This is a genomic window from Providencia sp. PROV109 (genome assembly GCF_033681625.1).
In the GTDB taxonomy this organism is placed as follows: Bacteria; Pseudomonadota; Gammaproteobacteria; order Enterobacterales; family Enterobacteriaceae; genus Providencia; species Providencia hangzhouensis.
In genome coordinates this window covers 851,335-866,953 of sequence record NZ_CP096320.1, presented here as the reverse complement: position 1 = coordinate 866,953, position 15,619 = coordinate 851,335, and the positions used below count along the sequence as shown (strand labels likewise).

The window sequence follows — 15,619 nt, the reverse complement described above, 5'->3', positions numbered from 1 at the left end:
AATTGTCAGTTTAAAAAGGTAATGGCAGCCAGCAATACGCTGCCATTATCAATTTACATAAAACACAGTATTATCCTGTCATTATCATTACATTAAGGTTAATTGTAGGCACTTTCACCATGAGAAGTAATATCTAAACCTTCCCTTTCTTTTTCAACATTAATGCGTAAGCCAGACGTTTTCTCTGCGATTTTAAATGCAATATAAGCAACAATTGCAGTCCAAACAACACAAACTAGAATACTAATAGCTTGAATTCCCACTTGTTTCATCATCGTAATACCTTCTGCATAGCCACTTCCACCTAATGCAGTTGAGGTGAACACCCCCGTTAGTAAACAACCTAAAATTCCGCAGACACCATGAACCCCAAAAACATCGCACACATCATCAACTTTTAACCGACGTTTTAAAATCACAACCCCCCATAAACCCGCTAGCCCAGAAAGCAGCCCGATGATTAATGCCCCGCCGACACCCACAGTGCCCGCCGCTGGCGTAACACCGACTAACCCGGCCAAGCACCCAGAGCAAGCACCTAATAATGAAGGTTTTTCCCTGAAAATCCACTCTGCTAAAGTCCATGATAAAATAGCACCAGCCGCCGCTGCAATAGTGTTCACAAACGCTAAGGCTGCAATACTATTTGCACTTCCTGCCGAACCTGCATTGAAACCAAACCAGCCAATAAATAATATGGAGGTTCCCATAAATACCATAGGTAAGTTGTGAGGCTTAATGGCTTCTTTCCCTAATCCGGTACGATGTCCAAGTAAGTAAGCACCAACTAAACCTGCAACAGCCGCATTAATATGAACAACCGTCCCCCCTGCAAAATCTAGTGCACCATCTTGGGATAAAATACCGCCGCCCCATACCATGTGTGCCATTGGTAAATAAGCAAATGTAGTCCAGATAACGGTAAATATTAAAATTGCAGAAAATTTAATGCGCTCCCCTAGTGCACCTATCACTAATGCAACTGTTAAGCATGCAAATGCACCTTGGAATACAACGTGAATAAATTGAGGGATCGGCCCAGATAAGCTATCTACAGTGATGTTTTTCAACATAATCTGACTAAAACCACCTATAAAATCATTCCCCTCACTAAAAGCTAAACTGTATCCATAAACAATCCAAATAACAGACACTAAAGCGAAAATAACCGCAGTTTGAGCCATTAAAGAAAGAACATTTTTACTTCTCAGTAACCCACCATAAAATAATGCGATACCTGGCAGTATCATAAAAATAACTAAAGCAGTCGCTATCATCATAAATGCGTTATCAGCTTTATCTAGGGTTTCCTCTGCTGCAAACACGGTTATTGGAAAACCACCCATTGATATCAATAAAAATAAGTATTGGAACCCTTTGCTCATATTTGCTCTCCTACAGTGCTTCGTCTTGTTTTTCACCTGTACGAATACGTACTGCTTGCTCTAATGACAAAATAAATATTTTTCCATCCCCGACTTGGCCCGTATAAGCTTTTTTTTCAATTGTTTCAATCACCTGCTCTACCAACTCATCAGAAACCGCTATTTCCATACGTACTTTAGGTAAAAAATCGACGGTATATTCAGCTCCTCTATATAATTCGGCATGTCCTTTTTGCCGCCCAAACCCTCGAACTTCAGTAATCGTAAGCCCTTGAACCCCAATATCTGATAGTGCCTCTCGAACTTCATCTAATTTAAATGGCTTAATGATCGCGATGATATATTTCATGTTCACTCCTATAAGTCATATGAATAAGCTGCTTAATACTTCGGACAGCACTGACTTTATAGCAAACCGTGTGCCAAAATATATTTATCCATAAAATTCAATAGGAAAGAACAAAATAAAAAACCACTCGAATGAGTGGTTTTAAGGTATGCATTATAAGAGTGCAGAATAATTAACTAGGTATAGCCTCAATTTCAGCATCACTATGGGCATTTAATGATTCTCCAACTTGCTGCAACTGGTACATTTGATAATAACGTCCTTTTTGTTGCAAAAGCTGTAAATGTTTACCTTGCTCAACAATTGCACCACGATGTAACACAACGACTTGGTCAGCGTCGACAATTGTCGATAAACGGTGGGCGATCACAACTAACGTAGTATGTTGGCGAATCACTCGTAACGCTTTTTGTATCGCTTGCTCTGTCCCTGAGTCAATATTCGCGGTTGCTTCATCCAAAATTAAAATTTTGGGTGTCACCACAAGAACTCGGGCCATCGCTAATAACTGTCTTTGCCCTACAGACAAGGTATTCCCCTGTTCACCAAGCACGGTATCTAGTCCATCAGGTAAACCACGAACCAACCCAGCAAGCTGAACAGTTTCAAGAACTTCCCAAACTTTGTCTTGGCTAATCTCACGTCCTAATGCGACGTTGTCAAAAAAAGAAGCAGCGAGGACAACAGGGTCTTGTTGTACCATTGCAATACCATTACGTAATACTTGGTGGGATAGTGAACTCAAATTACGTCCATCTAATAAAATATCTCCCTCCTGCCACGGGTAATACCCCATAATTAAATTTGCTATGGTACTTTTACCGCTGCCTGTATGACCGACTAATGCAACGAAGTTATTATCAGGCACTTGTAAATTAATATCTTTAAGTACCATTTTGTTATCACGGTAAGCGAAAGATAAATGGTTAATTGAGATTGAACCTCCTTGTAATGGCTCAATACTTTCACCATAACCTTGCTGCGGACTATCCATTAATTCAAATACACGCTCACCAGAAACAACAGCTTGTTGAAGCATTGATTGCTGAGAAGTTAACTCAATAAGCGGCTCATTCAAGCGACCTAAATAGTTAATAAATGCATATAAGACACCAACACCAATGGTAGTCGTTCCTTCGAACCCAAATAGCAATAGCAAGCCACACAATACTGAAGCTGAAAGTAAACTTAGTAATGGCCTTAATAGTAAGCCATCAAGTTTTAATGCTTTCATTCTTGCAAAATAATGGTCTTGGCTAATACTTTGCATTTTTTCGCCAAACCTAGCCTGTTGGATAAATTGCTGAATAACTGTCATTCCATTAATGACTTCGTTAAAACCGTTATTAATATCTGCAAGATAAGATCTCACACGGCGCACAATGGGCGTACTTAAACGCTGATAAACAAGCATTACCACAAATACTGCAGGAAAAATCATCACTGCAATTGATGCCATACGCCATTCCAATGAAAACATAGCAACTAACATGGCACAAATCAGGGCTAAACTACGAAATACCGTCGGCACAACCATCACAAATAGATCTTTAATAACTTCAGTATCATTTGTAACTCGTGAAATTAATTGGCCAACAGGTTGCTTATCGAATGCACTTAGGGGCTGTCGAAGGGCTGCATTCATCACATCTGTACGTAATGTTTGCACTACCCCCACAGAGGCTTTATTAAATAAAATAATTTGATAGTAATGTAATAACGCTGCAATAACTTGGAGCAATATAAAACCAACTGCCATATATAAAGCAAGTGGCATGATGATTTGTTTTTTCGCTATCATGTTATCAATAAAATAGCTGATTAGCAGAGGCCCACTAACTTCTGCAATAGCGGCTAACCATAGCATTGCAATGGCAATACCCATGGTTCCTCGGTATGCTTTTCCATAACCAAGCAAACGCTTGAGTGCTGGCCATAGCGGTTTCTTTTGGCTCATAGCTCACCATCCAGAGCAGCTTCAATCTGTTGATACTGATACATATCTTTATACCAACCCGATTGCTCAATAAGCGCTTCATGTTTACCTCGACTAACAATAGCACCTTGAGATAACACAATAATATTGTCTGCCTCTACCAATGCAGATAGACGATGGGCGCTAATTATCATAGTCCTACCCTGCCGCCAATGGCTTAAATTTTGTAAAATTGTAAACTCGGTCTGCCCATCAACAGCAGAAAGTGCATCATCTAACACCAAGACTTCTGCATTTTGCAAGATAGCCCTTGCAATAGAAATTCGTTGTTTCTGCCCGCCAGATAACATGACACCGCGCTCACCAACCTGAGTAGAATAGCCTTCAGGTAAACGTAAAATATCATCATGTACACAAGCTATACGCGCAGCCTGTTCAATTTCATCTTGAGTGGCATTAGGCCGCCCAAGCGCGATATTGCCAGCAACTGTATCTGAAAATAAAAATGGGGACTGATTTACGATAGATAACCGAGCACGCCATTCATCTAAACGGATTTCGGGTAGTAATAAGCCTTGATAGCAAATCGCCCCTTCCGTCACATCAAATTGACGCTGTAATAACGTCAACAACGTTGATTTTCCAGACCCCGTCGGCCCACAAAGCCCCAAAAATTGTCCAGGTTTTAAATCAAACTTAATATCATGTAATGCTATTCGCTTAGTTTCTGGATAACTAAAGTTGATAATATTCACATTCAAGTTTCCCTTTTCAGGCTGTAATGAATGCGAACCATCCTGAATGACTAGCGGTTCATTGAGTAAACTTAGAATACGGCTATAAGCCGCACTACCTCGTTCAACGATATTAAACATCCAAGCAAGCGCTAACATCGGCCAAATCATTAACCCTAGATACATTACAAAGCTCGTTAATTCACCTAACGTCAATGTATCGTTTAATACCATCCAGCTTCCACCTGCAATAGCGAGTAAATTTGCCATACCAATCGCCATAAAAATGGTGGGGTCAAAACGCGCATCAACTTTAGCAACATGCATATTGCGACGCCCTGCCTCAGTAGCTACCTGTTCAAATTGATTTGATTGATGATCTTCAAGGCCAAAAGCTTTAATCATACGAATACTTGTTAAACTTTCTTGCGCATGATTATTTAAAGACGAAAATGCCCCTTGAGCATGCTTGAAACGCTGATGAAGCTGGTCTCCATACCGTTTAATGATTAATGCCATAATTGGCATTGGAATAAGTGCTAGTAAAGTAAGCTGCCAACTAATTTCAACACTCATCATGATGAGCACCGCACACCCCATCACCAATGAGTCAACTAATGTTAAAACACCTTCACCAGCTGCGAACACGACTCGGTCAACATCATTCGTTGTACGTGCAATTAGGTCTCCCGTTCGATACTTATGGTAAAACGCTTGATTCTGCAGACTTAATTGCCGATAAAACTTTTGTCGTAGCTGTACAGCTAACTTATAAGAAGCACCAAATAACCATAAACGCCAAATATACCGCAACCCATACACAACCAATGCAATCAACAGCATGATTAAAACATAAGTGATTAATTGCTTTGTCGGCATTGCTCCTTTACTTATTCCATCAACGACAACACCAACAATGCGTGGAGGAACTAATTGTAAAATAGCAATGATAATTAAAAAGCAAACAGCGCCGAGATAGCGCCGCCATTCACTTAAAAAATACCAACCTAGTTGTGAAAATAATCGCACGTAATACTGCCTTGAATATATTGATTTATTGATGCCTAAGAATGAGAGACCGTAATTATCTAAGTTATTACGAGGTTAATCAGGGATAGGCAATACTGTCGTATATTTGATTTTTTCCATTGCAAAGCTTGAGGTTACATCTATTAGACCATGGACACCATTGACTAGCTTTTTATAAAACAAATCATATGATTTCATATCATGCACTTCGACTTGCATAAGATAATCATACTCACCAGCCATGCGATAAAACATCAGCACCTCAGGAAGTTGACTAACAAAAGAAACAAATTGCTCATACCACTCACTATTATGATGCTGTGTTTTAATTGTCACAATTACCGTTAAACCTAAACCTAGCTTCTCACCATCGAGTAAGGTCACTCGCCCTCGAATATAGCCTTCATCTTCAAGCCTTTTTAATCTTTTCCAGCACGGAGTAGATGTTAAATTAACAGCTTCAGCAAGGGTATTTAAGGATAGGCTACTGTCATTTTGCAATAAACAAAGCAGTTTTTTGTCTATTTTATCTAACATGAATGCTCTCTTGATTTAGGTGTAAGTACTTTTGTCGTTATTTTATTAGCTGCATAAACATATTATGCAAAATTGAATAATTAAAAAACAATAAAAATGTTACCAAACACCACGATTATAGAATATTTTTACACAAATAACCAAATTGACATATAAATAGTACCTCAATCAAACTCGCTTGATAAAAATAGAACTATTAATTGCATCCTAGTATCGCTAACATGTTTCGCTCTCTTCTTATTACATATTGAAAATGATATATCACCAAGGAGTACCTATGAAACGCGCAGTTGTGGTTTTTAGCGGGGGCCAAGACTCAACAACCTGTCTTATTCAAGCTTTGCAAAACTATGATGAAGTTCACTGTGTTACTTTTGATTACGGCCAGCGCCACCGTTTTGAAATCGAAGTCGCACAGAAATTAAGCGTATCTTTAGGTGCTGCAGCACATAAAGTGTTAGATGTCACATTACTCAATGATTTGGCAATCAGTAGCTTAACCCGAGACAACATACCAGTCCCTGATTTCGCTGAAAGTGAGTCAAATGCGTTACCTAGTACTTTTGTTCCAGGGCGTAACATTTTATTCCTCACATTAGCTGCAATTTATGCTTACCAAGTACAGGCAGAAGCAGTGATAACGGGGGTTTGTGAAACCGACTTTTCAGGTTACCCGGACTGCCGAGATGAGTTTGTCAAAGCTCTCAACCATGCAGTAGACCTCGGTCTTGCCAAAAATATTCGCTTTGAAACCCCGTTAATGTGGCTGAATAAAGCCCAAACCTGGGCACTTGCCGACAGCTATGGTCACCTTGAAACGATCAGGCAGCAAACACTGACTTGTTATAATGGTATTCAAGGTGATGGTTGCGGTGAATGTGCTGCCTGCCATTTAAGGAGCAAGGGCTTAAATGAATATTTAAGTGATAAAGAAGCTATCATGCTCTCACTAAAGCAAAAGTTATAATTAATTAGTCAAACACACAGCCTGCCATTAGCTTATTAATAACGATTCAAGCTAGGTAGGCTAATTTTGAATAAAGTCTTCAGAACCTACTTTGAATGACTCTAGTTTCTCACGCAATTGTTCATCAATAACAATCGCTTTATTCTCTATGTTATCGATAAATACAAATGTCACATAAGCATCAGAAACTACCTCTTGAGCCCCTGCTTTATTGCGAATTATTTGTTGATAACAGACTGCGCTTTTAGTGCCGATTTTATCCATTCGAGTCACTACTGTCAGCTCATCACCAAGCAAGACGCCTTGGATATAATTTACATTAATATTCACCGCAGCCATTGTTAAATTGTTTTTTATCGCCCAACTAATGAAATTACGCTTATTCATCCATTCCCAGCGGTCCGCTTCGTAGAATTCTAAGTAACGTGCATTATTAACATGTTGAAAAACATCTATATGATAACCATGAACTTTAATGTGTGTTGTCATAACTACTCCGACCAGTTTATTTTTTAATAACATAAAAATAACAAATGTACGGAAAATGTGCTGAATGATTATCAATAATAAGACTTAGCTCGCAAATTATTTATAAAAAGTTTAGTTTTCTGCTTAATTAGTAACCTTTAATATATTACCCCCATACTCTGTATGGGGGATTTTAGTTACAAAGTTAACTTATCTTTATTCTTTTCTAAAAATGCAGGACCTATCCCCTGAACTTCTAAAATATTTTCAATGGAATTAAAAGCACCATACTTTTGCCTATATTCAATGATTGCTTTCGCTTTTTGCCTACCTATACCAGTAAGTTTTTCTGCAAGTTCTTCTTCACCCGCTAAGTTGATATTCACTTTGTCAGACTGGCCATGGCTCGTTGATGGTGAGTTATTACTTACTTGTTTTTCTTGAATGACAGCCTCTGTGGCTTTTTCTCGCTCAATTTTCTTAGCCAAAGAAAAAGAAGAGAATGAGCATAATAAAGAAAGGAGCAGAACAATACCTAATCTGCATTTATTGACTGAATTCCATAACATATTTGTTCTCCTGTGTATGTTGAGACACAACGATGCCATAGAAAAATACGGAACACTTTTCAATAATACTGAAAATACGAAAGGCCACCCAAAGGTGGCCTTCTATTCATGAAGTTACAATTTTACTTGCGAAGCTGCTCGCAATTACTCAATATTCAGCACTTCAATTTTTGCATTCTCACGCAAGTTAAGCATCAGAGCTTCATTGACCGCAGAACTCATAGCACCTTGGTATTCACGAGTCAGTTGCTTTAACTCATCATCCGTCGGTTGGCCTAGCGTAACTTTATCTAGTTGAATAAGCACATAGTTATCGGACTCATCACGCGCAAGTGCATAACTTGGTTTACCATCAGCAGGTTGCGGCATTTCCATCGTTGCATTAATAACCGCTGTTTGTGGCATTAAACGAGAAACAGTTTGAGTATCGGAAAATTTAACCCCCGCCGCATTTAGAGCTTCTGTTCCTTTACCCGCATTTAACTCAGCAAGAAGTTTATCACTCGTAGCTTTCAACTCTGCATCCGCTTTTTGGCGCTTAACCAGAGTTTCAATTTCGGACTTAACCTTATCAAAAGGTTCAACGCTTTCAGGTTTGTACTCTGTTACACGCACAACAAATGCACGGTCCCCTTCAACGTTAATAACATCTGAGTTGATCCCTTTAGAACCATTTTTATCCACTAAACGGTCGCTAAATACTTCACTGACCACTTTAGGGAAATTAAGTGCGGCAGGTGGATTTGTTCTATCAAACCAATCCGTTGTCACAGCTTTCAAACCAGATACAGATTCAACCGAAACTAATGATTCCATATCACTCGTGGCAGCCTCACTAACCTTCTGCTGTAAGTCATAGAATTGTTTAATGTTTTTATCTTGAAGTAAGCTAGTTTTAATACTTTCTTCAACTTGCTCAAACGGTTTAATAGATTCAGGTTTAATATCATCTAAGCGAAAGATAACATAACTATTTTGTGATTTAACAGGTGCCGAAAGTTGCCCTTTTTCTATTAATTTTGCGTCCACAATTTCGCTTGGCGTTGATGCCGCTTCCATCCAACCAATCAAGCCTTTTTGCCCTGCACTGAATTTATCCGTTGATTTTTCAGTTGCCAGTGTTGCAAAGTCCGCACCTTGTTTTAATTCATTCAGAATATCATTTGCTTCTTTTTCTGAAGCTACCTGAATCATGCTGTACTGTTTTTGCTCTGCCTGAGTATAATTTTTCAGGTTTTGATCATAATACGCTTTTACTTCTTCAGCTGACACTGTCGCTGGCGGCATTGATGCTGCATCCATTTCAACATAGCTTACTTGTACTTTCTCAGGTGAGATAAAGCTATTTTGGTTGGCATCATAGTAGGCTTTTAATTCTTCTTCAGAAGCTGTTTGTTTTGCTTGAACCTCTGCTAAATCTAAGATTGCAGTACGAATTTCACGTTCTTGCATAAATAATTCAGCATATGCTTTAACTTCTGATGGTAAAGCGAAATCCGTTCCAGTAAAGGTTTTTCCTAACTGAGCTCGTGTAAGGTCTTGGCGAATTTGAGCCGCAAGGCTATCCGCGTTAATGTTGTTACGACTTAAGATCTCACGATATTTTTCGCTATCAAACCGGCCATCTGTCTGGAAAACAGGCATTGAGAAAATATATTGCTCAATTTGCTGGTCACTTGCTGAGAGCTGTAATTCATTAGCATACTGATTAATCAGTTCATTGTTAATCAAGTTATCAAGAGCTTGACGACGCAGTAAATTCATACTTTCTTCATTACTAGCGACTTCTGAGAATTTATCCCCTAGGTACTCTTGTAATGATTGGCGTTCTTGTTGAAAAGCCTGCTGTAGCTGTTCACGGCTTATTGATTGCCCGTTAACTTCAGCTGCATTATTTGCACTGTTGCCACCGAGGCCCCCCATCATAACGCCACCCAACACGAATGAAAGGATAATCAGCGCCAGTATTATTTTGAGCAAAGGACTATTCGCCTTTGTGCGTAAATTTTCCATCATAAAAAGGCTTAACTCCGCTTTGTTGAATTCAATTTCCTGATAATACGCTAATCTTAACTCAGAAAGAAAAAAAAGCGCACCATTTCAATGGTGCGCTTATATATTAGCTGATTAAAGACATTCCGTCAGTTTGAGTTTTCGCAAAATTACGAGAAAGACAAACTTAAATACCTAATTAGCTATTTACAGCGTCTTTAAGACCCTTGCCTGGACGGAAAGCAGGAACTTTCGCCGCAGCTATTTTAATTTCTTTACCCGTTTGAGGGTTACGGCCTGTACGTGCTGCACGCTCACGAACAGAGAAAGTCCCAAAGCCAACTAGAGCAACATCATCCCCTTTACTCAGAGAACCTGTTACAGTAGCAACGAACGCGTCAACAACACGACCTGCTGCAGCTTTAGAAATATTCGCATCAGAAGCGATTTGATCAATCAGTTGAGCTTTATTCACTCTTATCATCCCCATATTAGTTGGACTATAAATCTCTTAATTAACTATAATTAACTATAGCAGTTATTAGTATAGTTAATTAATGATGCAGCCGTTATATCAATCCTGATTACCAATGGCAAGAGAACAGATTGCATACAAACAATTATCAGAATCATCGTTAAATTAGCGATGAAAAAAAAGACTGACAAGCCCTAAATTAGCTGTCAGTCTTAATTTTATACAAACTTCTTGATTCAGCTCACTCTTTTAGCTTTCTTTTTAACTACTTCTGCCCCAAAAGGAGGGTTAACTAAAGCTAAAGAAAGAACTTCTTCAATTGTTTTCACCGGATGAATTTCGAGATCCGCGATCACATTTTGAGGAATTTCCTCTAAATCACGTTCGTTTTCTTTAGGGATTAATACGGTTTTAATCCCTCCGCGGTGTGCAGCCAATAATTTTTCTTTCAGGCCGCCTATCGGGAAAACTAAACCTCTTAAAGTAATTTCACCTGTCATTGCTACGTCAGCTCTAACTGGGTTACCCGTTAAGCAAGAGACTAAAGCGGTTGACATCGCAATACCCGCACTCGGGCCATCTTTTGGTGTAGCGCCTTCTGGTACGTGAACATGAATATCACGTTTTTCATAGAAATCACTATTTATACCCAGTTTTTCTGCTCGAGCTCTAACAACCGTTAATGCCGTTTGGATAGACTCCTGCATGACTTCACCTAAAGAACCGGTATAAGTTAGTTTGCCTTTGCCTGGCACACATGCAGTTTCAATAGTCAGTAAGTCACCACCAACTTCAGTCCAAGCAAGGCCTGTAACTTGCCCAACACGGTTTTCTGTGTCTGCTTGGCCATAATCAAAACGGCGAACACCCAGATAATCTTTCAGGTTATCAGCATTGATTTCAATGTGCTTAAGCTTTTTGTCCATGAGCAGCGCTTTAACCGCTTTACGACACAATTTAGAGATTTCACGCTCTAAACCACGAACTCCAGCTTCACGAGTGTAATAACGAATAATGCTCATTAAAGCACTATCATCGATAGTTAACTCATTCTTTTTCAATGCGTTACGTTCAATCTGCTTAGACAGCAAATGTTTTTTCGTAATATTCAGTTTTTCATCTTCTGTATAGCCAGAAAGACGGATGACTTCCATACGATCTAACAATGGTGCTGGAATATTCATCGAGTTGGATGTTGCAACAAACATCACATCAGACAAATCGTAATCCACTTCCAAGTAGTGATCGTTAAAGGCAATATTTTGTTCTGGATCAAGCACCTCTAATAATGCAGAGGCTGGGTCACCACGCATATCAGATGACATTTTATCAATTTCATCCAATAAAAATAGTGGGTTTTTGACCCCTACTTTTGCCATCTTTTGAATCAGCTTACCTGGCATTGAACCGATATAGGTACGACGGTGACCGCGAATTTCAGCTTCATCACGCACCCCACCTAATGCCATACGAGTGTATTGACGGCCAGTAGCCTTAGCAATAGATTGCCCCAAAGAGGTTTTACCCACGCCCGGAGGCCCAACCAGACAGAGGATTGGCCCTTTAATTTTACTGACGCGGCTTTGCACTGCCAGATACTCTAAAATACGGTCTTTCACACGCTCTAAACCGTAGTGATCGGTATCTAACACTTCTTGAGCTTTAACTAAGTCTTTTTTGACTTTACTACGTTTATGCCATGGTACCTGCACCATCCAATCAATATAGCTACGGACAACAGTAGCTTCTGCTGACATTGGCGACATCATTTTCAGCTTCTGCAATTCTGCTTCTGCTTTCTCTTGTGCCTCTTTTGGCATTTTCGCTTCTTCGATTTTACGTTTTAGCGATTCATATTCGTCTGGCGCATCGTCCATTTCACCCAGCTCTTTCTGAATGGCTTTCATTTGCTCATTCAGATAATACTCACGCTGGCTTTTTTCCATCTGTTTTTTAACACGGTTGCGGATGCGTTTTTCCACTTGCAGCAGCTCAGTTTCTGACTCCATCATGGCCATCAAAAACTCTACACGCTCTGCGATATTTGCCATTTCTAAAACGCGTTGTTTATCCGCTAATTTTAGTGGCATGTGAGAGGCAATGGTATCTGCCAGTTTGTCTAGCTGATCTTGTTCAATCGCATGTAACGCGGTTAATACTTCAGGTGGAATCTTTTTATTCAGTTTTATATAACTTTCGAACTGACTAACGATAGTGCGGTACAACACTTCGTTTTCTTTTTCATCAAGTGCGTCTGATGATTGAGAACCCGCTGTCGCTTCATCATACGCTGCGTGCTCAGATTCATTATTTTGCTCTGCTGCCAAATATTCTGCTTGCGCTAAGAAATATTCGCCATTATCTGTCAAACTGGTAATACGTGCGCGTCGTAGACCTTCAACGAGGACTTTAACGGTGCCATCAGGCAGTTTTAGCATCTGAATAACCGATGCGACTGTACCGACAGCAAATAAATCATTCACCCCTGGCTCATCAGTCGAGGCTTCTTTTTGCGCAACCAGCATTACCTGCTTGTCATGATCCATCGCTGCTTCCAGACTGTGAATGGATTTTTCACGTCCAACAAACAGTGGGATCACCATATGTGGGTATACCACTACATCACGCAGAGGCAATACTGGTATTTCAATGCGTTCGGAACGCTCAGGATTCATAAAGCTCTCTCTTCGTTTAGCTCACGCTAGTTTAAGGGTTTCTATCTCTTGTTTTAAAATTACTTTCTAGAACAAGGAAACCACACCTCAGAATATAAACTATATGGGGACAAGATTTTAGCATTCAATGGCTAGTTGAACATAAAAAACAAAATGAGGGAAACCCCTCATTTCGTTTGATTAACTATTGAACGTTTTATATGGGATTAGTTATCGCCAGAAGCTTGAGCATCAGGTTTGCTATATATCAATAGCGGTTCTGATTGTTCGTTAATGACGTTTTCATCAACGACAACTTTTTCAACATCACTCATTGAAGGAAGGTCATACATCGTATTTAACAATGCAGCTTCAACAATAGAGCGTAAACCACGAGCTCCGGTTTTACGTGCCATAGCTTTCTTAGCTATTGCTTTTAGTGCTTCTTCACGGAATTCGAGTTCAGTATTTTCAAGGCTAAATAAGGCTTGATATTGTTTAGTTAAAGCGTTTTTAGGCTCTTGCAGAATCTGAATTAATGCTTCTTCACTTAATTCAGTTAATGTTGCAACAACAGGTAAACGGCCAATAAATTCAGGAATTAAACCAAATTTAATTAAATCTTCTGGCTCTGCCTGAGTTAATAACTCACCTTCCGTTGCTTTATCTGATTCACCTTTCACTTCGGCAGCAAAACCGATACCTGAACGGGTATTTAAACGCTGGCCAATTACTTTGTCGAGCCCTGCAAATGCCCCACCACAAATAAAGAGGATCTTTGAAGTATCAACCTGCAAGAACTCTTGCTGAGGGTGTTTACGTCCCCCTTGTGGCGGTACTGCTGCAACCGTTCCCTCGATTAGTTTCAGAAGGGCTTGTTGCACACCTTCACCAGAAACGTCACGGGTAATTGATGGGTTATCTGATTTACGTGAAATTTTATCAATTTCATCAATATATACGATACCACGCTGAGCTTTTTCAACATCGTAATCGCACTTTTGTAGTAATTTTTGAATAATATTTTCAACGTCTTCACCGACATAACCAGCTTCAGTTAATGTCGTTGCATCAGCCATTGTAAATGGTACATCCAAATAACGTGCTAAAGTTTCAGCTAAAAGCGTTTTACCACTACCGGTTGGGCCAATTAGCAAAATATTACTTTTGCCTAATTCAACGCCATCACTGGTTTTATCACCATTACGCAAGCGCTTGTAATGGTTATATACAGCAACCGCTAAGACTTTCTTCGCTTTTTCTTGGCCGATGACATAGTCGTCAAGATGCTGTCGGATTTCATGTGGCGTAGGCAGCTCACTACGCTCGCGGTGCGGCGTAAGTTCTTTTATTTCTTCACGGATGATATCGAGACATAAATCTACGCATTCATCACAAATATAGACTGACGGACCGGCAATCAGCTTACGAACTTCATGCTGACTTTTTCCGCAGAAAGAGCAGTAAAGCAGTTTTCCTGTCCCCTCTTTGCGTTTATCTGTCATCAGTTGACCTCACTTTTATCCATATTGTTTTGTTTTCATTCAATTAAAAAACAAAACAACGATTTTCTTTAAAATAGTTTATGGTATGAACTAATTATACCAAAAGTTAACCCATTAACGGCTACTATAAATTTGGTCGACTAAACCATACTCTTTTGCTTCATTTGCAGATAAGAAGCGGTCACGCTCTGTGTCTCGAGTAATTTCTTCAATGGATTTACCAGTATGTAGAGCCATTAGCTCGTTCATTCGAGATTTCACTTTAAGAATTTCTTGAGCATGAATTTCGATATCTGACGCTTGACCTTGATAACCCCCTAATGGTTGGTGGATCATCACGCGTGAATTTGGTAAGCAGAAACGTTTACCTTTGGTACCCGCCGTCAATAAAAAAGCCCCCATGGAACAAGCTTGTCCCATACAAATAGTACTTACATCAGGCTTGATAAACTGCATCGTATCGTAAATTGACATTCCTGCGGTAATAACGCCACCCGGTGAATTAATATACAAATGAATATCTTTTTCAGGGTTTTCTGCTTCAAGGAATAACATCTGAGCGACGATTAAATTCGCCATATGGTCTTCCACTTGACCAGTCAGGAAGATAATACGTTCTTTTAATAGACGTGAGTAAATATCATACGAGCGCTCACCACGAGAAGTTTGCTCTATGACCATAGGCACAAGGGCCATTTGAGATGCTAATTGTTCCTGACTGCCAAAATGTGACATCGAAATCTCCTATTAAAAACGTTCCGGTGCTTGCGCCTAATTTGCTGTCTGCCTGCTATTTTGAGCAGAGATCATGCCACAAACAACGGTTTTAAAAAATTCCTGTGTCTGCAGGCTCTTTCAATTCTCTTATTTTCTAGTTTAGCTAATATTTAACCAAGCAACTGGCGAAATAAGAAGAAAATGCAGCTAAGTATGCTGCAGTAAACAAGACGCTCTGTAAAAGAGTTTAACACAAGTCTATTGGGTTACACGGAATTATACCATTAGAAAACCATACTTGA

At 39.5% G+C, this 15,619-nt stretch carries 13 protein-coding genes; 1 reads left to right on the top strand and 12 read right to left on the bottom strand.

Annotated elements, in window-relative coordinates; all coding sequences use genetic code 11:
- Positions 1–98: 98 nt before the first annotated feature.
- The 5 genes from amtB to M1F25_RS03835 form a co-directional block, all read right to left on the bottom strand.
- Positions 99–1,385, bottom strand: a complete 1,287-nt coding sequence (gene amtB, locus M1F25_RS03855; protein WP_004905420.1) for an ammonium transporter AmtB — start codon at positions 1,383–1,385, stop codon at positions 99–101.
- A 10-nt stretch (positions 1,386–1,395) separates the two neighbouring features.
- Complete coding sequence (gene glnK / locus M1F25_RS03850; protein WP_004905421.1) at positions 1,396–1,734, bottom strand: P-II family nitrogen regulator; 339 nt, start codon at positions 1,732–1,734, stop codon at positions 1,396–1,398.
- Between the two features lie 172 nt (positions 1,735–1,906).
- Positions 1,907–3,691 carry a SmdB family multidrug efflux ABC transporter permease/ATP-binding protein gene (locus M1F25_RS03845; RefSeq protein ID WP_004905423.1) on the bottom strand — a complete coding sequence of 595 codons (1,785 nt, stop codon included), beginning with the start codon at positions 3,689–3,691 and terminating at the stop codon, positions 1,907–1,909.
- Positions 3,688–5,433, bottom strand: coding sequence for a SmdA family multidrug ABC transporter permease/ATP-binding protein (locus tag M1F25_RS03840; RefSeq protein WP_181489327.1), 1,746 nt, complete (start codon positions 5,431–5,433; stop codon positions 3,688–3,690). Before M1F25_RS03840 ends, M1F25_RS03845 begins: the two co-directional genes overlap by 4 nt.
- A gap of 75 nt (positions 5,434–5,508) precedes the next feature.
- The gene (locus tag M1F25_RS03835; protein ID WP_004905429.1) at positions 5,509–5,970 is read right to left on the bottom strand and encodes an Lrp/AsnC family transcriptional regulator; all 462 of its coding nucleotides are present in this window, start codon (positions 5,968–5,970) and stop codon (positions 5,509–5,511) included.
- A gap of 277 nt (positions 5,971–6,247) precedes the next feature.
- On the opposite strand from M1F25_RS03835, the gene queC reads away from it, so the two are divergent.
- Positions 6,248–6,937, top strand: a complete 690-nt coding sequence (queC, locus tag M1F25_RS03830) for a 7-cyano-7-deazaguanine synthase QueC (RefSeq protein ID WP_181489325.1) — start codon at positions 6,248–6,250, stop codon at positions 6,935–6,937.
- 60 nt (positions 6,938–6,997) lie between these two features.
- On the opposite strand, the gene M1F25_RS03825 is transcribed toward queC, so the two are convergent.
- From M1F25_RS03825 to clpP, 7 genes are all read right to left on the bottom strand, one after another.
- Positions 6,998–7,426 carry an acyl-CoA thioesterase gene (locus M1F25_RS03825; protein WP_136134840.1) on the bottom strand — a complete coding sequence of 143 codons (429 nt, stop codon included), beginning with the start codon at positions 7,424–7,426 and terminating at the stop codon, positions 6,998–7,000.
- A gap of 176 nt (positions 7,427–7,602) precedes the next feature.
- Entirely contained in the window at positions 7,603–7,974 is a 372-nt protein-coding gene (locus M1F25_RS03820; RefSeq protein WP_232368719.1) for a ComEA family DNA-binding protein, read from the bottom strand.
- A gap of 144 nt (positions 7,975–8,118) precedes the next feature.
- Positions 8,119–9,990 (bottom strand): peptidylprolyl isomerase, encoded by a 1,872-nt coding sequence (gene ppiD / locus M1F25_RS03815; RefSeq protein ID WP_112307847.1) that lies wholly within the window; start codon positions 9,988–9,990, stop codon positions 8,119–8,121.
- Between the two features lie 175 nt (positions 9,991–10,165).
- Complete coding sequence (hupB, locus tag M1F25_RS03810; RefSeq protein ID WP_004914513.1) at positions 10,166–10,441, bottom strand: nucleoid-associated protein HU-beta; 276 nt, start codon at positions 10,439–10,441, stop codon at positions 10,166–10,168.
- 236 nt (positions 10,442–10,677) lie between these two features.
- On the bottom strand, positions 10,678–13,116 hold the full coding sequence (gene lon, locus M1F25_RS03805) for an endopeptidase La (RefSeq protein WP_181489323.1): 2,439 nt from the start codon (positions 13,114–13,116) through the stop codon (positions 10,678–10,680).
- Positions 13,117–13,322: 206 nt separating this feature from the next.
- Complete coding sequence (clpX, locus tag M1F25_RS03800) at positions 13,323–14,600, bottom strand: ATP-dependent protease ATP-binding subunit ClpX (RefSeq protein ID WP_094962144.1); 1,278 nt, start codon at positions 14,598–14,600, stop codon at positions 13,323–13,325.
- 114 nt (positions 14,601–14,714) lie between these two features.
- On the bottom strand, positions 14,715–15,335 hold the full coding sequence (clpP, locus tag M1F25_RS03795) for an ATP-dependent Clp endopeptidase proteolytic subunit ClpP (RefSeq protein ID WP_004905443.1): 621 nt from the start codon (positions 15,333–15,335) through the stop codon (positions 14,715–14,717).
- Positions 15,336–15,619 lie beyond the last annotated feature (284 nt).

Bases quoted from the DNA above. Each gene is read 5' to 3' on its own strand.
- amtB (WP_004905420.1), bottom strand. From the start codon at position 1,385: ATGAGCAAAGGGTTCCAATACTTATTTTTATTGATATCAATGGGTGGT.
- glnK (WP_004905421.1), bottom strand. From the start codon at position 1,734: ATGAAATATATCATCGCGATCATTAAGCCATTTAAATTAGATGAAGTT.
- M1F25_RS03845 (WP_004905423.1), bottom strand. From the start codon at position 3,691: ATGAGCCAAAAGAAACCGCTATGGCCAGCACTCAAGCGTTTGCTTGGT.
- M1F25_RS03835 (WP_004905429.1), bottom strand. From the start codon at position 5,970: ATGTTAGATAAAATAGACAAAAAACTGCTTTGTTTATTGCAAAATGAC.
- queC (WP_181489325.1), top strand. From the start codon at position 6,248: ATGAAACGCGCAGTTGTGGTTTTTAGCGGGGGCCAAGACTCAACAACC.
- M1F25_RS03825 (WP_136134840.1), bottom strand. From the start codon at position 7,426: ATGACAACACACATTAAAGTTCATGGTTATCATATAGATGTTTTTCAA.
- M1F25_RS03820 (WP_232368719.1), bottom strand. From the start codon at position 7,974: ATGTTATGGAATTCAGTCAATAAATGCAGATTAGGTATTGTTCTGCTC.
- ppiD (WP_112307847.1), bottom strand. From the start codon at position 9,990: ATGATGGAAAATTTACGCACAAAGGCGAATAGTCCTTTGCTCAAAATA.
- lon (WP_181489323.1), bottom strand. From the start codon at position 13,116: ATGAATCCTGAGCGTTCCGAACGCATTGAAATACCAGTATTGCCTCTG.
- clpX (WP_094962144.1), bottom strand. From the start codon at position 14,600: ATGACAGATAAACGCAAAGAGGGGACAGGAAAACTGCTTTACTGCTCT.
- clpP (WP_004905443.1), bottom strand. From the start codon at position 15,335: ATGTCACATTTTGGCAGTCAGGAACAATTAGCATCTCAAATGGCCCTT.